Origin of the sequence: Arsenicicoccus cauae (assembly GCF_043162025.1) — a bacterium.
GTDB lineage: Bacteria > Actinomycetota > Actinomycetes > Actinomycetales > Dermatophilaceae > Arsenicicoccus > Arsenicicoccus cauae.
In genome coordinates this window covers 1,584,610-1,603,714 of the sequence record NZ_CP171001.1, presented here as the reverse complement: position 1 = coordinate 1,603,714, position 19,105 = coordinate 1,584,610, and the positions used below count along the sequence as shown (strand labels likewise).

Annotated in this window: 16 protein-coding genes; 1 reads left to right on the top strand and 15 read right to left on the bottom strand. The window is 71.9% G+C overall.

From position 1 onward, the window contains the following. Positions 1-14: 14 nt before the first annotated feature. From ACF3NS_RS07545 to ACF3NS_RS07495, 11 genes are all read right to left on the bottom strand, one after another. Positions 15-1,841, bottom strand: coding sequence for an ABC-F family ATP-binding cassette domain-containing protein (locus ACF3NS_RS07545; RefSeq protein WP_392468965.1), 1,827 nt, complete (start codon positions 1,839-1,841; stop codon positions 15-17). A 7-nt stretch (positions 1,842-1,848) separates the two neighbouring features. Next, positions 1,849-2,790, bottom strand: coding sequence for a 4-(cytidine 5'-diphospho)-2-C-methyl-D-erythritol kinase (locus ACF3NS_RS07540; RefSeq protein WP_288799689.1), 942 nt, complete (start codon positions 2,788-2,790; stop codon positions 1,849-1,851). 48 nt (positions 2,791-2,838) lie between these two features. Beyond that, positions 2,839-3,741 (bottom strand): 16S rRNA (adenine(1518)-N(6)/adenine(1519)-N(6))-dimethyltransferase RsmA, encoded by a 903-nt coding sequence (rsmA, locus tag ACF3NS_RS07535; protein WP_392468963.1) that lies wholly within the window; start codon positions 3,739-3,741, stop codon positions 2,839-2,841. After that, a complete protein-coding gene (locus tag ACF3NS_RS07530) occupies positions 3,738-4,607 on the bottom strand; it encodes a TatD family hydrolase (RefSeq protein WP_154593299.1) in 870 nt (289 codons plus the stop codon). Before ACF3NS_RS07530 ends, rsmA begins: the two co-directional genes overlap by 4 nt. Continuing rightward, positions 4,604-6,499 carry a methionine--tRNA ligase gene (metG, locus tag ACF3NS_RS07525; protein ID WP_392468962.1) on the bottom strand — a complete coding sequence of 632 codons (1,896 nt, stop codon included), beginning with the start codon at positions 6,497-6,499 and terminating at the stop codon, positions 4,604-4,606. The genes ACF3NS_RS07530 and metG overlap by 4 nt, the downstream gene beginning before the upstream one ends. An 84-nt stretch (positions 6,500-6,583) precedes the next feature. Further along, positions 6,584-7,120, bottom strand: a complete 537-nt coding sequence (gene aroQ / locus ACF3NS_RS07520) for a type II 3-dehydroquinate dehydratase (RefSeq protein WP_392468960.1) — start codon at positions 7,118-7,120, stop codon at positions 6,584-6,586. A 124-nt stretch (positions 7,121-7,244) separates the two neighbouring features. Continuing rightward, positions 7,245-7,988, bottom strand: a complete 744-nt coding sequence (locus ACF3NS_RS07515) for a succinate dehydrogenase/fumarate reductase iron-sulfur subunit (protein ID WP_288799218.1) — start codon at positions 7,986-7,988, stop codon at positions 7,245-7,247. Next, on the bottom strand, positions 7,985-9,982 hold the full coding sequence (locus ACF3NS_RS07510) for a fumarate reductase/succinate dehydrogenase flavoprotein subunit (RefSeq protein ID WP_154593302.1): 1,998 nt from the start codon (positions 9,980-9,982) through the stop codon (positions 7,985-7,987). Before ACF3NS_RS07510 ends, ACF3NS_RS07515 begins: the two co-directional genes overlap by 4 nt. Before the next feature lie 13 nt (positions 9,983-9,995). Beyond that, on the bottom strand, positions 9,996-10,727 hold the full coding sequence (locus ACF3NS_RS07505; protein WP_288799219.1) for a succinate dehydrogenase cytochrome b subunit: 732 nt from the start codon (positions 10,725-10,727) through the stop codon (positions 9,996-9,998). 169 nt (positions 10,728-10,896) lie between these two features. After that, complete coding sequence (gene rsmI / locus ACF3NS_RS07500) at positions 10,897-11,775, bottom strand: 16S rRNA (cytidine(1402)-2'-O)-methyltransferase (RefSeq protein ID WP_154593303.1); 879 nt, start codon at positions 11,773-11,775, stop codon at positions 10,897-10,899. Further along, positions 11,772-12,743 carry a cation diffusion facilitator family transporter gene (locus tag ACF3NS_RS07495; RefSeq protein WP_392468957.1) on the bottom strand — a complete coding sequence of 324 codons (972 nt, stop codon included), beginning with the start codon at positions 12,741-12,743 and terminating at the stop codon, positions 11,772-11,774. The genes rsmI and ACF3NS_RS07495 overlap by 4 nt, the downstream gene beginning before the upstream one ends. Before the next feature lie 31 nt (positions 12,744-12,774). On the opposite strand from ACF3NS_RS07495, the gene ACF3NS_RS07490 reads away from it, so the two are divergent. Then, entirely contained in the window at positions 12,775-14,358 is a 1,584-nt protein-coding gene (locus ACF3NS_RS07490; RefSeq protein WP_154593305.1) for a phospholipid carrier-dependent glycosyltransferase, read from the top strand. A 101-nt stretch (positions 14,359-14,459) separates the two neighbouring features. Here ACF3NS_RS07490 and ACF3NS_RS07485 read toward each other — a convergent pair whose 3' ends face one another. The 4 genes from ACF3NS_RS07485 to ACF3NS_RS07470 all read right to left on the bottom strand — a co-directional run bounded on the left by ACF3NS_RS07485 (position 14,460) and on the right by ACF3NS_RS07470 (position 19,094). Continuing rightward, complete coding sequence (locus ACF3NS_RS07485) at positions 14,460-16,100, bottom strand: PH domain-containing protein (protein ID WP_392468955.1); 1,641 nt, start codon at positions 16,098-16,100, stop codon at positions 14,460-14,462. After that, on the bottom strand, positions 16,097-16,615 hold the full coding sequence (locus ACF3NS_RS07480) for a PH domain-containing protein (RefSeq protein ID WP_392468953.1): 519 nt from the start codon (positions 16,613-16,615) through the stop codon (positions 16,097-16,099). The genes ACF3NS_RS07485 and ACF3NS_RS07480 overlap by 4 nt, the downstream gene beginning before the upstream one ends. A gap of 106 nt (positions 16,616-16,721) precedes the next feature. Beyond that, entirely contained in the window at positions 16,722-18,257 is a 1,536-nt protein-coding gene (glpK, locus tag ACF3NS_RS07475; RefSeq protein ID WP_392468952.1) for a glycerol kinase GlpK, read from the bottom strand. A gap of 45 nt (positions 18,258-18,302) precedes the next feature. Further along, positions 18,303-19,094 (bottom strand): MIP/aquaporin family protein, encoded by a 792-nt coding sequence (locus tag ACF3NS_RS07470; protein WP_154593309.1) that lies wholly within the window; start codon positions 19,092-19,094, stop codon positions 18,303-18,305. Positions 19,095-19,105 lie beyond the last annotated feature (11 nt).

Here is a 19,105-nt window from a genome sequence, read left to right as displayed (position 1 = left end):
GAGCGGGGCGGCGCTCAGTCGGCGATCTCGGCGGCCTCGAGCCAGGCCATCTCCAGCTCCTCGCGCTGATCGACGACCTCGCGCAACCGGACGTCGAGCTCGCGGACCGCGGACGCGTCGGTGGCCCGGGCCACCAGGTCGTCGTGGAGCCGGGCCTGCTCGGCCTCGAGCCGCGCGATCTGGCGCTCGAGGCGGCCCATCTCCTTGCGCGCCTCACGGACCTCGGCGGCGGAGTAGGCCGACCCGCCACCGCCGTCGTGGGTGACCCTGCCCGCCGGGGTGGCCGAGGCGACGGCGCCCCGCGAGCGGGCGGCCTGCTGGGCGGCATACAGCTCGAGGTATTGCTCGACGCCACCGGGCAGGTCACGCAGTCGACCGTCGCCGAGGAGCGCGATCTGCTTGTCGCACATGCGTTCCAGCAGGTAGCGGTCGTGCGAGACCACGAGCAGGGTGCCGGCCCAGCCGTCGAGGACGTCCTCGAGGGACTGCAGGGTCTCGATGTCCAGGTCGTTGGTGGGCTCGTCGAGGAGCAGGACGTTGGGTTCGGCCATGAGCAGGCGCAGCAGCTGCAGCCGCCGACGCTCGCCACCGGACAGGGACCCGACGCGGGTCTGCTGCCGCTGCCCGGTGAAGCCGAGCTGTTTGGCGAGCGAGGAGGCGCTGACCTCCTTGCCGCCGAGCATCGTGAACTTCCTGACGTCCTCGATCGCCTCGATGACCCGCCAGTCGGCGAAGCGCTCCAGCTCGCGGACCTCCTGCGACAGGAAGGCCATCGCCACGGTCTTGCCCTGCTTGCGGCGACCGGAGTCCAGCGCCACGTCGCCGGAGACGACGCGCAGGAGGGTGGACTTGCCGGCCCCGTTGACGCCGACGATGCCGATGCGGTCGCCGGGCCCGAGGCGCCAGGTCACGTCGTCGAGGATCTGCTTGTCCCCCAGCCGGACCGACGCGTCCTCCAGGTCGATGACGTCCTTGCCGAGCCGCGTGGTGGCGAAGCGCAGGAGGGAGACGTCGTCGCGCGGCGGCGGCTCGTCCTCGATGAGCTGGGTGGCCGCCTCGATGCGGAAGCGCGGCTTGGAGGTGCGGGCCGGCGCTCCGCGGCGCAGCCAGGCCAGCTCCTTGCGGAGCAGGTTGGCGCGCCGCTCCTCGGTGACGGCGGCGATGCGGGCCCGCTCGGCCTTGGCGAGCACGTATGCCGCGTAGCCGCCCTCGTAGGCGTTGACGGCACCGTCGACGACCTCCCAGGTGTCGGTCGCGACGGCGTCGAGGAACCACCGGTCGTGGGTGATGGTGACCAGTGCGCTGTCGGTGCGGGTGCGGCGGGTCGACAGGTGGCGGGCCAGCCAGGCGACGCCCTCGACGTCGAGGTGGTTGGTCGGCTCGTCGAGCATGAGCAGGTCGGGGTCCGCGACGAGCAGCGCCGCCAGGGCGAGGCGCCGGCGCTCGCCACCGGACATCGGCCCGACGATCGCCTCGAGGCCACCGACGTCGGGGGCGGACACACCCCCGAGCAGGCCCTCGAGCACGTCCCGCACGCGCGGGTCGCCCGCCCACTCGTGCTCGGCGCGGTCGCCCAGGACGGCCTGGCGCACCGTGTGCGCCGGGTCGAGCGTGTCGTCCTGGCTGAGGACGCCGACAGTCAGGCCGCCGGTGTGCGCGACCCGGCCGTCGTCGACCGGCAGCGAACCGGCGAGCACCTTGAGCAGCGTGGACTTGCCGCCGCCGTTGCGGCCGACGATGCCGACGCGGGTGCCGGAGCTGACGCCGAGGGAGACGTCGTCGAGGACGAGCGTCGTGCCGAGCGCGAGGGTCGCGTGCTCGACGGAGACGAGGTTGGCCACCTGCTGGTCACTGCTCCTTGCCGGGGTGGATGAGTCGGGCGCCGGGCACCGGGCCCTGGGCGCGACGCACGTCGGAGGCCACGCCCGACGCCGTCAGCGCGACGGCCAGGTCGAGCGCATGCTCGTGCGAGGCCGCGAGGAAGGCGCAGGTGGGGCCGCTGCCGCTGACGATGCCGCCGAGCGCGCCGCACTCCTGGCCGATGACGAGGGTGTCCGCGAGGCGGGGCTGCAGGGACAGCGCGGCCTCCTGCAGGTCGTTGTGCATGGCCCGGCCCACGGCCTCGGCGTCCCCTGCGAGCAGCGCCGTCATCAGGGCCGGGGAGACCTCGGGCTCGGGCTGGTGCACCGCGTCTTCGCCCCGCTCGGCGCGCAGCCGGTCGAGCTCGGCGAAGACACGCGGCGTCGACAGCCCCTCGTCGCTGAACGCGAACACCCAGTGATAGCTGCCGCGCGCCATCGCCGGCGCCAGCTCGTCGCCGCGCCCCGTGCCGATGGCCGTGCCGCCCAGCACCGAGAACGGCACGTCCGCCCCGAGCCCCGCCGCGAGCCGGTGCAGCTCGCTGCGACCGAGCCCCACGCCCCACAGCGCGTCAGCGGCGACGAGGGCCGCGGCGCCGTCGGCCGAGCCTCCCGCCATACCGCCGGCCACGGGGATGTCCTTGGCGATGGAGATGGCGACCGGCCCCGCGTCGGGGCGTCCCTCGCCGACCGCGACCACCGCCCGCCAGGCGAGGTTGGACTCGTCGGTGGGCACGTGCTCGGCGTCGCGGCCGGCCACCGTCAGCGAGCAGCGCCCCGCCCGGCGCACGGTGACGTCGTCGTAGAGGCTGACGGCCTGGAAGACCGTCGCGAGCGCGTGGTAGCCCGACGCGTCGCGCGGACCGACCAGCAGCTCGAGGTTGACCTTGGCTGCGGCACGCACGGTGACGGCATCGGGCAGGGACGGCATGTCTCGCACCCTACCCACACCCGGGCCGGGCGCGCAGACGACGCCGGGTCACGCGGGGACCGTGCCGGCCGCCACCGCGATGCGGGTGAACGCCTCGATGTCGAGGGCCTCGCCGCGAGCCTGCGGGTCGACGCCCGCCGCGCGCAGGATCGCCTCGGAGCGGGCCGTGGAGCCGGCCCAGCCGCCGAGGGCCGCGCGCAGGGTCTTGCGGCGCTGGAGGAAGGCCGCGTCGATCACGCGGAAGACGTCGGTGCGGTCGGGCTGGTCCCCCTCGACGACCGGCGCGGGACGACGGACGAGCTCGACCAGGCCGCTGTCGACGTTGGGGGCGGGCCAGAAGACGGTGCGCCCGACCGTGCCGACGAGGCGGACGTCGGCATACCAGGCGGCCTTGAGCGAGGGCACGCCGAAGGTCTTGGAGCCCGGCCCGGCCGCGAGGCGCTCGGCGACCTCGAGCTGCACCATGACGAGCACGCGCTCAAGGGTCGGGAAGGCCTCGAGGAAGCTCAGGACCACGGGCACCGACACGTTGTAGGGCAGGTTGGCCACGAGGGCGGTCGGCTGTGGGTCGGGCAGCGACCGCACCGTGAGGGCGTCCGCCTGCACCAGCGAGAGCTTGTGCGCGACAGCGGGGTTGGTGGCGGCGACGGTGTCGGGCAGGGCAGCCGCGAGGGCCGGGTCGACCTCGATGGCGACGACCTGGCGCACCTCGGGCAGCAGCGCGAGGGTCAGCGAGCCCAGCCCGGGCCCGACCTCGACGACGACGTCGTCCGGCCCCACCCCGGCGAGGCGCACGATGCGCCGCACGGTGTTGGCGTCGAGGACGAAGTTCTGCCCCCACTGCTTGGTCGGGCGCACCCCGAGGCGGCTCGCCAGCTCGCGGATCTGGACGGGCCCGAGCAGGCCGGTGGTCGGGCCGTCGGTCGAGCCGTCGGTCGAGGGCTCGGTCACGACCAGCCTCCATAGATGCGCTCGGCGTTGTCGGACACCGCGCGGCACAGCGTCGGCACGTCGACGTTGAGGGTGGTCGCCATCGACCGGAGCGTCACCGGGATGAGGTAGGGCGCGTTGGTGCCGCCGCGCCACGGGTGCGGGGTCAGGTAGGGCGCGTCGGTCTCGACCAGCACCTGCGACAGGGGCACGATCGACAGGGCGTCGCGCAGCGACTTGGCCGACTTGAAGGTCACCGTGCCCGCGAACGACAGGTAGTAGCCGCGCTCCACGCACTCGCGCGCCACGGTGATGTCGCCGGAGAAGCAGTGCAGCACCGTCACCGGCGGCGCGCCCTCCTCGGCGAGGATCCGCAGGACGTCCTCGTGGCTGTCGCGGTCGTGGATCTGCAGCGCCTTGCCGAGCCGCTTGGCGAGATCGATGTGCCAGCGGAAGGACTCGTGCTGCACGTCTCGCCCCTCCGGGCCGGTGCGGAAGTAGTCGAGACCGGTCTCGCCCACCACCCGCACGCGTGGATGCTGCGCCAGTCGCTCGATCTCGGCGTATGCCGCAGCCAGGTCACCGCGAGCCGCGAGGGGCGGGACCTCGTTGGGGTGCAGCGCGACGCCGCCGATGACCTCGGGGTGCGTCACCGCGGTCTCGACCGTCCAGCGGGCCGCCTCCAGGTCGCAGCCGACCTGCACGAGGCGGTCCACGCCGACGCTGCGCGCCTGCCGGATCACCTCGCTCAGGTCGGGGCGCTCGCCGCCGTCGCGGGCGGTGTCGACGTGGGTGTGGTTGTCCACGACGGGCAGCGGCAAGGGGTCGGGCAGGGGCGGCGGCGCGCCGCGTTCCTGCCCGGCGCCGTGGCCGCCGCCGTCCGTCATGCCCGGGCCTCGCCGCCGGCCGGGGCGGCCTCACCCTCACCGGTCGCGCCGGCGCCGGAGGCGCCCGTCATACGGGCCATCTCCTCCTCGACCACGGACGGGTCGAGCTTGACGAAGACGGGGGTCGGCCTGGCGACCGGCGCACCCACGGCGACCGGGCGCCGCTCCCAGCGCGGGGTCGCGGAGTACTCGCCGGTGATGATGGGGTAGACGCGGAGCTCGTCCGCGGCGATGGAGGGGTCGACCGGCGCGGTGGTGACCGGGCCGAGGTCCTCGACGTGCTCGATCCGCGGCATCGGCATGAACTCCCCCTCGCCGCCGAAGGTCGCCCACACGCGGTTGGCGGCGTGCGGCAGGAAGGGGGCGAGGATCGTGTTGCAGTCGTGGACGCACTGGGCGAGCGTGTGCAGCACCGTCGCGAGGCGCTCGCGCTGGTCCTCGCCCTTGAGCTTGAACGGCTCGGTGCGCGAGACATAGGTGTTGACCTCGCCGACGATCCGCATGGCCTCGGCGATGCCGGCCTTCTGCCGGTGGTGGGCGATCAGGTCCCCCACGGTGTCGAAGCCGCGCGCGACCTCGTCGAGGATCTCCTGGTCGACCGGCTCGAGGACGCCCGGCTGCGGAATCTGGCCGAAGCTCTTGGCGATCATGCTCGCCGTGCGGTTGACCAGGTTGCCCCAGCCCGCGACCAGCTCGGAGTTGGTGCGCTGGACGAACTCCGCCCAGGTGAAGTCGGAGTCCTGGCTCTCCGGGCCGGCGGCGCAGATGAAGTAGCGCAGCGCGTCCGGCTGGTAGCGGCTGAGCATGTCCCCGACGTAGATCACGACGCCGCGCGAGGACGAGAACTGCTTGCCCTCCATCGTCATGAACTCGCTGGCCACGACCTCGGTCGGCAGGCTCGGCGCGCCGAAGACGCCGGGCTCGCCGCCCTTGGCGCCCTGACCCGCGTAGGCCAGCAGCTCGGCGGGCCAGATCTGGGAGTGGAAGGTGATGTTGTCCTTGCCCTGGAAGTAGAAGGAGCTCGCCTCGTCGCTCCACCACTCGCGCCACCGCTCCTCGTCGCCGATGCGCCGCGCCCACTCGATGCTCGCCGAGAGGTAGCCGATGACCGCGTCGAACCACACGTAGAGCCGCTTGGCGCGCTGGTCGCGCCAGCCGTCCAGCGGCACCGGGATGCCCCAGTCGATGTCGCGCGTCATCGCGCGAGGGCGCACGTCCTTGAGGAGGTTCTGGGAGAACTTGATGACGTTGGGGCGCCAGGTGCCCGTGCTCTCGCGCTCGTCCAGCCAGACCGCGAGCGCGTCGGCCAGCGCGGGCAGGTCGAGGAAGAAGTGCTGCGTCTGCACGAACTGCGGCGTCTCGCCGTTGATCTTGGAGCGCGGATCGATCAGCTCGGTCGGGTCCAGCTGGTTGCCGCAGTTGTCGCACTGGTCGCCGCGCGCGTCCGGGAAGCCGCAGATCGGGCAGGTGCCCTCGACGTAGCGGTCCGGCAGGGTGCGCCCCGTGCTCGGCGAGATCGCCCCCTTGGTGGTCTCCTCGACCATGTAGCCGTTGGCGTGGCAGACGCGGAACATCTCCTGCACCACCGAGTAGTGGTTGCGGGTGGTCGTGCGGGTGAACAGGTCGTAGGACAGCCCCAGGTCGACGAGGTCCTGCACGATGACCGCGTTGTTCTTGTCGGCCAGCTCCTGCGCGGTGACGCCCGCGTTGTCCGCCGCGACCAGGATCGGCGTGCCGTGCTCGTCGGTCCCCGACACCATCAGCACGTCGTGACCCGCCATCCGCATGTAGCGGCTGAAGACGTCCGAGGGGACGCCGAAGCCCGCGACGTGACCGATGTGGCGGGGGCCGTTGGCGTACGGCCAGGCAACTGCTGACAGGACCTTGCTCATGAGGCACGAGTCTAGTGGGCGCACGAGGACCGCTCTCACCGTCGCCCGCTGGTCAGGTCCGGCGCGAGCGGCCGGGGCGGCGCGTCATACGGGCTGGTCTGGCTGGCCGGCCTGGGCACCCGCCAGGCGGGCGACCAGGTCGATCGCCTCCTCGTAGCCCGCGATCCCGTGGCCGGCGATCTGCGCGGCGGCGACCTGCTCGACATAGGAGTGGTGGCGGAAGTCCTCGCGCGCGTGGATGTCGCTGATGTGCACCTCGATCACCGGCGCCTCGACGGTCTCGAGGGCATCGCGCAGCGCCACGCTCGTGTGGGTGTAGCCGCCCGCGTTGACGATCAGGCCGACGCAGCTGGCGCGCAGCTCGTGGACCCAGTCGATGAGGACGCCCTCGTGGTTGGACTGGCGGCAGTCGGCGACCAGGCCGTATGCCGCTGCCCGCTCCTCGCAGCGACGCTCGACGTCGGCCAGGGTGTCGCGGCCGTAGACCTCGGGGTTGCGCGCCCCCAGCAGGTTGAGGTTGGGGCCGTTGAGGACCGCGACGACGGGCCTGCCCGCGCTCGTGACCTCCGCCTGCGGTGCGGGGTCTCGCTGAGGTGACGGCCGGGGGTGGGTCTGGTCCATGGGAGAACGCTAACGGCCCGTCGCTCCCCTCGCCGAGGGGAGGACGGGCCGTCTGCAGTCGTAGGCCGTCCCGGTGGCTACCGGTGGGACGGCGCACGCGGTGGCGCCGGGGTGACGAGCGGGGTCAGCGCTTGCCGCCCTTGCTCATGCGGAAGTCCGCGTTGAGCGTGGAGATGACGTCCTGCGGGATCTCCTTGGGGCAGGCCGCCGAGCACTCGCCGATGTTGGTGCAGCCGCCGAAGCCCTCGGCGTCGTGCTGCTTGACCATCGCGGCGACGCGGGACCAGCGCTCCGGCTGGCCCTGCGGCAGCTCGCCGAGGTGCGTGACCTTGGCGCCCATGAAGAGCATGCCGGAGGCGTTGGGGCACGCCGCGACGCAGGCGCCGCACCCGATGCACGCCGCCGCCTCGAACGCCCGGTCGGCCTTGCGCTTCTGGACCGGCACCGAGTGGGCCTCGGGGGCCGACCCGGTGTTGGCGCCGATGAAGCCGCCCGCCTGGATGATCCGGTCGAAGGCCGAGCGGTCGACGACGAGGTCACGGATCACCGGGAAGGCCGTGGCGCGCCACGGCTCGACCGTCAGCTCCGCGCCGTCCGAGAAGGACCGCATGTGCAGCTGGCAGGAGGTGGTGACCTCCGGGCCGTGGGGCTGGCCGTTGATGACCACGCCGCACTGCCCGCAGATGCCCTCGCGGCAGTCGCTGTCGAACGCCACCGGCTCCTCGCCGGAGGAGATCAGGGACTCGTTGAGCACGTCCAGCACCTCGAGGAAGGACATGTCCTCGGAGATGTCGTCGAGCTGGTAGGTCGCGAGGGCGCCCTTGGCGGCGGGGCCCGCCTGGCGCCAGATCTTCAGGGTGATTCTCACTTGTAGCTCCGCTGCTTCAGCTCGATGAACTCGTACACGAGGTCTTCCTTGTGCAGGGTGGGGGCGCCGTTCTCGCCGCCCCACTCCCAAGCGCCGACGTAGGCGAACTCGTCGTCGTGGCGCAGGGCCTCGCCCTCCTCGGTCTGCGACTCCTCGCGGAAGTGCCCGCCGCAGGACTCGCGCCGGTGCAGGGCGTCGATGCACATGAGCTCACCGAGCTCCAGGAAGTCGGCCACGCGGCCGGCCTTCTCGAGCTCCTGGTTGAGCCGGTCGCCCTCGCCGAGGACCCGCACGTCGCGCCAGAACTCGGCGCGCAGGTCGCGGATCATGCCGATGGCCTTCTTGAGGCCCTCCTCGGTGCGGGACATGCCGCAGTACTCCCACATGATCGAGCCCAGGGCGCGGTGGAAGGAGTCCACCGACCGGGTGCCGTTGATCGTGAGGAAGTGCTGGATGCGGTCGCGGACGGAGCGCTCGGCCTCGGCCACCGCGCTGTCGTCGGCGTCGACCTTGGGGAAGGGCCCGGCCGCGAGGTAGTCGCGGATCGTGTTGGGCAGGACGAAGTAGCCGTCCGACAGGCCCTGCATGAGCGCCGAGGCGCCGAGGCGATTGGCGCCGTGGTCGGAGAAGTTGGCCTCGCCGGCCACGAACAGCCCCGGGATGTTGGACTGCAGGTCGTAGTCGACCCACAGGCCACCCATCGTGTAGTGCACGGCCGGGTAGATGCGCATCGGCGTCTCGTAGGGGTTGTCCCCCGTGATCCGCTCGTACATGTCGAACAGGTTGCCGTACTTGGCGGACACGGCGTCCTTGCCCAGGCGGGAGATGGCTTCGGCGAAGTCGAGGTAGACGCCGCGACGCACCTGGCGCTCCTGGCCGTCCGGGCCGATCTCGGCGATGGCCGGGCCGACGCCGCGACCCTCGTCGCACATGTTCTTGGCCTGGCGGGAGGCGATGTCACGCGGCACGAGGTTGCCGAAGGAGGGGTAGATCCGCTCCAGGTAGTAGTCGCGGTCCTCCTCGGCGATCTGGCGCGGGTCCTTGTCGCAGTCCTCGGCGCGCTTGGGCACCCAGATGCGGCCGTCGTTGCGCAGGGACTCGCTCATCAGCGTCAGCTTGGACTGCTTGTCGCCGTGCTGCGGGATGCAGGTCGGGTGGATCTGCGTGTAGCAGGGGTTGGCGAACAGCGCGCCCTTGCGGTGCGCCCGCCAGGTGGCGGTGACGTTGCACCCCATGGCGTTGGTCGACAGGAAGAAGACGTTGCCGTAGCCGCCCGAGGCGAGCACGACGGCGTCGGCCAGGTGGGTCTCGAGCTCGCCGGTGACCATGTCGCGGGCGATGATCCCGCGGGCGCGGCCGTCGACGACGATGAGCTCGACCATCTCGTGCCGGGTGAACTGCCGGACCGAGCCGGCCGCGACCTGGCGCTCCAGGGCCTGGTAGGCGCCGATCAGCAGCTGCTGGCCCGTCTGGCCGCGGGCGTAGAAGGTGCGGGACACCTGCACGCCGCCGAAGGAGCGGTTGTCCAGCAGCCCGCCGTACTCGCGGGCGAAGGGGACACCCTGGGCGACGCACTGGTCGATGATGCTGGCCGAGACCTCGGCGAGGCGGTAGACGTTGGACTCGCGGGAGCGGTAGTCGCCGCCCTTGACCGTGTCGTAGAAGAGGCGGTAGACGGAGTCGCCGTCCTCCTTGTAGTTCTTGGCGGCGTTGATGCCACCCTGCGCGGCGATCGAGTGGGCGCGCCGCGGGCTGTCCTGGTAGCAGAACGCCTTGACGTTGTAGCCGGCCTCGCCGAGCGTGGCCGCGGCCGCGCCGCCGGCCAGGCCGGTGCCGACGATGATCACGTCGAGCTTGCGGCGGTTGGCCGGGTTGACGAGCTTGGTCTCGAACTTGTGGCGGGTCCAGCGCGACTCGATCGGGCCCTTGGGCGCCGCCGTGTCCTGGATCGGCTCGCCCTCGCGGTAGATGCCGTGGATCAGGTTGTCAGTCATGGGTACTCAGGTCCTACTTCCCGATGATGCCGAGGACGATGGCCAGGGGCGGCACGGCGAACCCGACCGCGATCACGAGCGCCAGGGCGATCGAGACGAGGTTGGCGGTGCGGTTGGCCTTCTTGGTGCTGGTGCCGCCCAGCGTCTGGATCGAGCTGTAGATGCCGTGGCGCAGGTGCATCCCCAGCGCCACCATGGCCAGCAGGTAGATCAGCGTCATCCACCAGGTGCTGAACGCGGCGAAGGTCAGCAGGAACGGGCTCTCGTGGCCACCGACCATCAGGTCCGCGTCGGAGTAGCTGCTGTTGACGTTGATCTTGGCGATCGTGAAGTGCAGCAGGTGCCAGACGATGAAGATCGCGAGCGCCAGGCCGCCCCAGCGCATGGTGCGCGACGCCAGCGTGGCCCGCACGGTGCGCTTGACGACGTAGCGGTCCTTGCGGGCGGCATGGGCGCGACCGGTCAGCTGGAGCGCGGCCCAGACGTGGGCGACGACGGCCACGAGCAGGGTCAGGCGGAACACCCACAGGAAGCCCGAGTGCGGGAGGATCGGCATGAACATCGTGCGCAGGTGGTGCGCGTACTCGTCGAAGGCCGCCTGGCCCGCGAACAGCTTGAGGTTGCCGTACATGTGAAAGAGGACGAAGAACACGAGGTACAGACCCGAGATCGCCATGATGACCTTCAGGGCGATGCTGCTGCGCCGCGGCGTGTCCTGCCTCGCGGGAAGTGTCGAAGTAGCCACGTGGTGAAACTTACCCCTTCGCCGCAGCACAGGCCCGACCGGGGCGCGCCCTCCGAGGCCACGGATCGGGAACGATCACGGTGCGCGCCGCGTTGGTGTCCGTCCTGCTTAGGATGCCCTTCGTGACCCACGTCACCGACGTGGGGTTCGGGGGTCTCGCCCCCTGGGACTACCGGTCCGTATGCCGGGCGCGCAGCGCCTCGTCGTAGAGCGCCTTCTTGGCCGCGCCGGTCTGCGCGGCGACCGCGGCGCACGCGTCCTTGAGCCGTTCGCCGGAGGCGACCCGGTCGAGCACCAGCGCCACGGCGTCCTCGGCCCGGACGACCACCGCGGGCGCCCCCTCGACCACCACGGTGACCTCGCCACGCACCTCGCCGCGCGCCCACTCCACCAGCTCCACGAGGGGGCCGCGGACGACCTCTTCGTAGGTCTTGGTCAGCTCCCGGCACACCGCAGCCCGCCGGTCGCCGCCGAAGGCCTCGACCATCGCCGCAAGGGTCGCGTCGAGCCGGTGCGGCGCCTCGAAGAAGATCATGGTGCGGCGCTCGCCGACGAGCTCGGCGAGGTGGCGGGCCCGCTCCCCGGCCTTGCGCGCGAGGAAGCCCTCGAAGCAGAACCGGTCGACCGGGAGCCCGGACACCGCGAGGGCCATCAGCACCGCGCTGGGCCCCGGCACGCAGGTCACCCGGACGTCCGCCTCGACCGCGGCCGCCACCAGGCGATAGCCCGGGTCGGAGACGGACGGCATGCCCGCGTCCGTCACGACGAGCACCCGCTCCCCTGCCTCGAGTCTGGCCAGCAGGTCGGGCGTGCGCGAGGCCTCGTTGTGCTCGTGATAGCTGAGGACGGTGCCGCCCGGCTGGACGCCGAGGGCCTGGCAGAGACGGTGCAGCCGACGGGTGTCCTCGGCGGCGACGACGTCGGCCGCGGTCAGCTCGTCGGCGAGGCGGGGAGCCGCGTCGCGCGGGTCGCCGATCGGGGTGGCGGCGAGGACGAGCACGCCCTCCCCCGGCCTGGCGGCGGGAGGGGAGGCGGCGGGCGGCGTCATACGATCCCCTCCCGGCCCAGGTCCGTCCGGCCCTGCGGCCCCGCGGGCAGCTCACCCAGGTCGACCGGGACGCCGTCGTAGGACCGGGGGTCCTCGAGCGGCTCGAGGTGGATGACGACCCGCAGCTCCGGCATCGCCCGGCGCAGGTGCTGCTCGACGTCCTCGGTGAGGTCGTGGCCGCGCCGCACGGTCCAGTGGCCGGGCACGAGCAGGTGCAGCTCGGCGAACTCGTGGTGACCGGACTTGCGCGTGCGCAGGCCGTGGAAGTCGACCTCGTCGGACGCGAACGGCAGCAGCGCGGCGGCGATCTCGCGGTGCCGCTCCTCCGGGAGGGCGGTGTCCATGAGCCCGCCCACGGACTCGCGCAGCAGCCGCACGCCGGTGAGGACGATGTTGATGCCGACGAGGAAGGCGACGACCGGGTCCAGCCGCTGCCACCCCGTGAGGGCGACGAGCAGGACACCCACGACCACCCCCACCGAGGTCCACACGTCCGTCAGCAGGTGCTGACCGTCCGCGCGCAAGGTGATCGAGTCGTGCCGCCGACCCGCGCGCACCAGCACCACCGCGACCAGACCGTTGATGACCGAGGCCACGACCGAGACGCCCAGGCCGACACCGACGTTGTCGATCGGCTGCGGATGCAGGAAGCGCTCGACCGCGGTCACGAGGATCACCCCCGCCGCCACGAAGATCATCAGGCCCTCCACCGCGGCCGAGAAGTACTCAGCCTTGGCGTGCCCGAAATGGTGGTCGTCGTCGGCCGGGCGCCCCGCCACCGTCAGGGCGACGAGGGCGACCACGGCGGCCACGAGGTTGACGACGGATTCCGCGGCATCGGACAGCAGCCCCACCGAGCCCGTGAGCAGCCAGGCTCCGGCCTTGAGGGTGATGGTCGCGATGGCCGCGGCGATGGAGAGCCAGGCGAACCGGCGGAGGTCGCGCGAGGGGTCGGCAGCGGGCGTCACGCGTCGATCATCGCACCCCGCTGCACCTACGATGAGGCGCGTGACGCCACCGACCGACCTCGCCCTGCGGCTGAGGGAGCGCCTGATCGGCCGGCCGCTCACCGACACGCTACGGGCCTGGCTGCTCATCGGCCTGGTCACCCTGGTCGGCGGCGTGCTGCGCTTCCGGGACGTGGGGCGTCCGCACGAGCTGATCTTCGACGAGACCTACTACGTCAAGGACGGGGTGGGCCTGCTCAAGAGCGGCGTCGAGCTGACGCCCAAGTCCTCGATCACCAGTCACGACGTGCCGTTCACCCACGGCACCACCGACGTCTTCGGCACCGCGGGCAACTTCGTCGTGCACCCACCCATCGGCAAGTGGTGCATCGCGCTCGGCGAGCTGGCCTTCGGCCCCACCAGCTCCCTCGGGTGGAGGTTCACCGTGGCGCTGATGGGCACCCTGTCCATCCTCATGCTCGGGCTGGTCGCCCGCCGGATGCTCCGCTCCACCCTGCTCGGCGTCGTCGCCGCGATCCTGCTGGCCGCCGAGGGCCACCACTTCGTGCACTCGCGGACCTCGCTGCTCGACATGATCCTGATGTTCTGGGTCCTCGCCGCGTTCTGCGCACTCGTGGCGGACCGGGAGCACTCCCGGCGACGGCTCGCCGACCACGCCGCCACGCTGATAGCCCAGGGACGTGACGTCACCTACGGACGCATCGGCCTCGGCATACGGCCCTGGCGGCTGGTGGCCGCCCTCTGCCTCGGTCTCGCCATCGGCACCAAGTGGTCCGGCGGGTTCTACTTCGCGGCGTTCGGGCTGCTCACGGTCGCCTGGGACCTGTCCGCGCGGCGCGCGATCGGCGAGGTCAACTGGGCCCGCAACGCGATCCTCGTCGACGGGGTGACCGCCTTCGTCTCGATGACGACGATCGTCGTCGGCACCTACCTCGCCGGCTGGACCGGGTGGTTCCGCAGCGACAACGGCTACGGCCGGCACTGGGCCGACAGCCACCCCGCCGACCCCCTGTGGAGCTGGGTCCCCGGCGCGCTGCGCTCGCTCCTGCACTACCACCAGGACATGTTCACGTCCGCCCGCTCGATCACCGCGTCGCACCCCTACATGTCCAACCCCTGGTCGTGGCTGCTGCAGGGCCGCCCCACCTCCTTCTACTGGCAGAACCCCAAGCGCGGCGAGCAGGGCTGCGCCGTCGACTCCTGCGCCAAGGCAATCACGTCGGTCGGCACGCCCCTGCTGTGGTGGACGGCCGTCGCAGCGCTGGTCGTGCTGCTCGTGATGTGGCTGCTGCGGCGCGACTGGCGGGCGGGCGCGATCGTCGTGGCGGTGGCGGCGGGCTACCTGCCGTGGTTCATGTACCAGGACCGCACGATCTTCACGTTCTACGCCGTGGTGTTCGTGCCCTACCTCGTGCTCGCCGTCACCTATCTGCTGGGCCTCGTGATCGGGCGGCCGGAGGCCTCGGTGGCGCGCCGACGCGCCGGGCTGACCGTGGCGGGGACCTTCGTCGCGCTGTGCGTGGCGTGCTTCGTGTTCTTCTGGCCGGTCTACACCGCGCAGGTGATCCCGTACGCCGACTGGCAGCTGCGCATGTGGTTCCCCTCCTGGATCTGACCTACCGGGGGTAGGGGCATCGACCGGCCTTCGTCCCCCGGGCCGATGATCCCGCCCCCGGTAGGGCCATCGACCGGCCTTCGTCCGCCAGGTCGACGGACCTACCCCCGGCGGGTCTGCGACAGGCCGAGCGGCAGCTCGTCGGTCACGATCTGCCACGCCCGGTCGGTCGGCACGTCCACCACGTCATAGTGCTGCGACCCCGCCGCCGTCGCCGCCACCAGCGTCGCGACGCCGACACGCCGCTGCCAGAAGGTCTCCCGCACCGTCCACCCGATAATGCCGTCGGCGTCGAGCGCGACCGTCCGTCGGTGCAGGCTGCCCGCGCGCGTGACCAGCTGCCGCGCCTCGCCGGGCCGGCCGAGGACGGCGTGACCAAGGCTGCGCCAACGGTCCTCGGCGAGCAGCGGGGCGAGCAGCAGAGGTATGGCGAACGGCGCCACCCACCACCACGACCACCCCGCCCGCAGCACCGGCACGAGCGGCGGCACCAGCAGCAGCACGCCGGACAGCAGCGCCCGGCTCCAGCGGCGGCGCCGGGCGGCCGGGCCGTGACCGGTCAGCGGCGCGCCGAGCCGGTCCTCGCCGAGCAGGCGGGTGGCCAGCGCCTGGACGTGGCGGCGCGGGGCGGGGGGCAGCAGGCCGGAGCCCGAGCTCGAGCCGACCCCCTCGTCGGCGCCCTGTCCACCGATGCCCGTCGTCACGGCCTTGAGGCTGGCGCCGCGGGCCGCCCGGACCGGCAGGCTCTCCCCCATCGCCACGCCCCGCAGCCGGCCGAGGTCCATCGTGGTCGAGCGCACGGTGAGCAGGCCGCGCGCGATGTGCAGCCGGTCCCCTTCTCGGGTCACCGTGTGTCCCCAGTAGGCCAGGACGTAGGCCACCAGCGCGCACACCAGCACGAAGACCACGGCGGCGACAGCCAGGGCCGCCACGATCGCGACGATGCCGTAGCGCTGCGAGGCGTTGGTCAGCTGGGCCACGACCTGGTCGCTGAGCACCTGGCCCGCGAGCTGTCCCGCGAATCCGACGATGGCCAGCGCGATCAGCAGCCCACTGGTCGACAGCGGGGCGTACCGCACCCACCGGGGGTCGAAGCGGGACAGCACCTCGGGCTCGGGCGCGCCGGACGGCCCGCCGGTCGTGGTCGTCCGCTGCGCGTCGAAGCCCTCGCCCTCCCCCTCGCCCACCGCCGTGGTGGAGGGGGCATGGGTCTCCTGGATCGACCCGCGGTGCACCAGCAGCTCGGCGCGCAGCATCGCTGCCTCGCCGGTGGTCAGCCCGTCGAGGACCAGCGGCTTGCCGCCAGCCACCCCCGTGCCGATCCGTGCCGTCGACAGGCCGAGGATGCGGTGCAGCGGGGAGGCCTGCAGGTCCACCGACCGGACCCGGTCGATGGGGACGTTGAGGGTCTCGCGCTTGAGCAGCCCCTTGCGCTGCTGCACCCGCCCGTCGGCGATGCGGTAGCGGGTGGTCGCCCAGGTGACGACCGCGACCAGGAGCACCACGGCGCCGACGCCGAGGTTCCACCACTGGTTGTCGATGCCCACGCGCGCGTTGCCGACGACGAGGGCGGGCAGGATGGCGGGGAACAGCTCCTTGAGGCTGCGCAGCGGGTGGATGAGGAGCATGCGCCCGCTCAGCCGCCGCCAGGGGATCTCCGCCGGGCCGGTCCGCGGCTCGATCTCGCCACCGGTGCCGATGCCGACCCGATCGGCCTCGGTGCGCTCGGTCGGGTCGCTCACGTCGCGTCCCCCGGCGTCTGGTCGGTGATGCGGGTCAGGTCGGCGACCACCCGCTCGGCGGTCTCCAGGTCGAGTCCCTCCAGCTCGACCGCCCCCGCAGAGGACGCCGTGGTCACCGTCACGGTGGCAAGGCCCAGCATCCGCGCGATCGGGCCACGCTCGAGGTCCACGGTCTGCACCCGCGAGATGGGGGCGACGCGGCGCTCCTGCGTCCACCACCCCGTGCGGGTGAACACGGCGGTCGGGCTGCACTCCCAGCGGTGCACGGCGTAGCGCCAGCGCGGGACGACCACCATGTCGACGAGGGTGATCACCGCGAGCGCGGCCAACGCCCAGGTCGACCAGGTGCGGCGCTCCTCGTCGAACCACCACCAGGCGCCCACCGCCACCAGGAACGGCAGCGACCCCAGCACGGAGTGGATCAGCCACAGCGTCCTCGCGCGTGGGCTCGGCCGGTGGGCGGGTGACTTCAGCGCCGCGGCCAGGTCGGTCGGTTCGTCGATCGTCTCCCCCATGGGGCCACCCTGCCAGACACACCCCTCGTATGCCGGGAGGGCCCCACCGCCTCGTGGGGTGGGGCCCTCCCGGCATACGGCCGGAGCCGGATCGCGAGACGCTCGGTCAGCGCACGTCGTCGTCGACCCAGTCGAAGGTCCGGGTCACCGCCTTCTGCCACAGGCGGTAGGTGCGCTCGCGCTCGTCCTCGTCGACCTGGGGCTCCCACCGGGCGTCCTCGGCCCAGTTGTCGATGACGTCCTGCTCGCCGTCCCAGTAGCCCACGGCGATGCCGGCCGCGTAGGCCGCCCCGAGGGCGGTCGTCTCCGCGACCTGGGGGCGGACGACGGCTACGCCGAGCTGGTCGGCCTGGAACTGCATCAGGGCCTCGTTGGCGGTCATGCCGCCGTCGACCTTGAGCTCGGTGAGCTCGATGTCGACGTCCTTGGCGTCGGCCGCCATCGCCTCGGCGACCTCGCGGGTCTGGAAGGCCGTGGACTCGATCACGGCGCGGGCGATGTGCCCCTTGTTGACGTAGCGCGTCAGGCCCACGAGGGCGCCGCGGGCGTCGTCCTTCCAGTACGGCGCGAACAGCCCCGAGAACGCCGGGACGAAGTACGCGCCGCCGTTGTCGTCGACGGTGGTGGCGAGCGTCTCGATCTCGGCGGCGTCCTTGATCAGCCCAAGGTTGTCACGGACCCACTGCACGAGCGAGCCGGCCACGGCGATCGACCCCTCGAGGGCGTAGACGGGCTTGTTGTCGCCGATCTTGTAGCAGACCGTCGTGAGCAGGCCGTTGCGGGAGTGGATGACCTCCTCGCCGGTGTTCATCAGCATGAAGCAGCCGGTGCCGTAGGTGTTCTTGGCCATGCCGCGCTCGAAGCACGCCTGCCCGAACGTCGCGGCCTGCTGGTCGCCGAGGATGCCGGCGATGGGCACGCCGACGAGGAAGCCGCCCTTGCGACCCTCGCCATAGACCTCGGAGGAGCTCTTGATCTCCGGGAGCATGGACATCGGGATCCCCATCGCGGCACAGATGTCGGGGTTCCAGTCGAGGGTGTCGAGGTTCATCAGCATCGTGCGGCTGGCGTTGGTGACGTCGGTGACGTGGACGCCGCCCTGGACTCCGCCCGTCATGTTCCACACGACCCACGAGTCGGTGGTGCCGAGGAGCAGGTCGCCGCGCTCGGCCTTCTCACGAGCGCCGTCGACGTTGTCGAGGATCCACTTGACCTTGGGGCCGGCAAAGTAGGTCGCCAGCGGCAGGCCGCAGCGCTCCTTGAAGCGGTCGTCGTCGCCCTGGGCGAGCTCGTCGCAGATCTTGTCGGTGCGGGTGTCCTGCCACACGATCGCGTTGTAGACCGGCTCGCCCGTGGTCTTGTCCCACACGACCGCGGTCTCGCGCTGGTTGGTGATGCCGACCGCGACGATGTTGGAGCTGTTGATGTCCTTGGAGGCGGCGAGGCACTGGGCCACGGCCTGCCGGACGTTGCGCCAGATCTCCTTGGGGTCGTGCTCCACCCACCCGGCCCGGGGGAAGATCTGCTCGTGCTCGAGCTGGCCGGTGCTCACGATCCGGCCCGAGTGGTCGAAGAGGATGGCGCGCGAGCTGGTCGTGCCCTGGTCGATCGCCATGACGTACTTCTGGGTGTTGAGGCTCATGAGTTGTCCTTCACGTCCTTGTGAGTTGGGTTGACGGTATGTCGATCAGCCGACGAACGCCGTGGCGGCGACACCGGCGAGGACGCCGCCGAGCACGGGTCCGAGGATGGGGACCCAGGCATAGGCCCAGTCGCTGCCACCCTTGCCCTTGATCGGGAGCAGGGCGTGGGCGATGCGGGGGCCGAGGTCGCGGGCGGGGTTGATGGCGTAGCCGGTGGGCCCGCCGAGGCTCGCGCCGATGCCGATGACCAGCAGGGTGACGGGCAGCGGACCGAGCTGGGCGGGGTTCTGCCCGAAGGTGACGATGACGAAGACGAGCACGAAGGTCGCGATGACCTCGGTGATCAGGTTGTTGCCATAGCTGCGGATGGCCGGGCCGGTCGAGAAGATCGCGAGCTTGTCGCCGGCGGGGGCCTCCCGGTCGAAGTGGTCGCGATAGGCCAGCCAGGCCAGGACCGCGCCGAGGAAGGCCCCGAGGACCTGCGCGGCGATGTAGACGAGCGCGGTCGTGGCGCCGGCCGGGACGCCGGGGGCGAAGTCCGCGCCGTTGGCCCACAGGCCGAGGGTCACCGCGGGGTTGAGGTGCCCGCCCGACTTGAAGGCGACGTAGACGCCGGCCATGACGCCGATGCCCCACCCGACGTTGATCATCAGGTTGCCGCCGCCCTTGCCCTTGGAGTCGGGCAGCAGGGCGTTGGCGACCACGCCCGCACCGAGCACGATGAGGATCATCGTCCCCAGCAGCTCGTGGGCGAAGACCGTGCCGAGCGGCACGGGCTCGGCCGGTGGCGCGGCGATCGCCGCCTGGGCGAGGGCAGCGGTGAGCAAGATGGGCATGGCTGACTCCT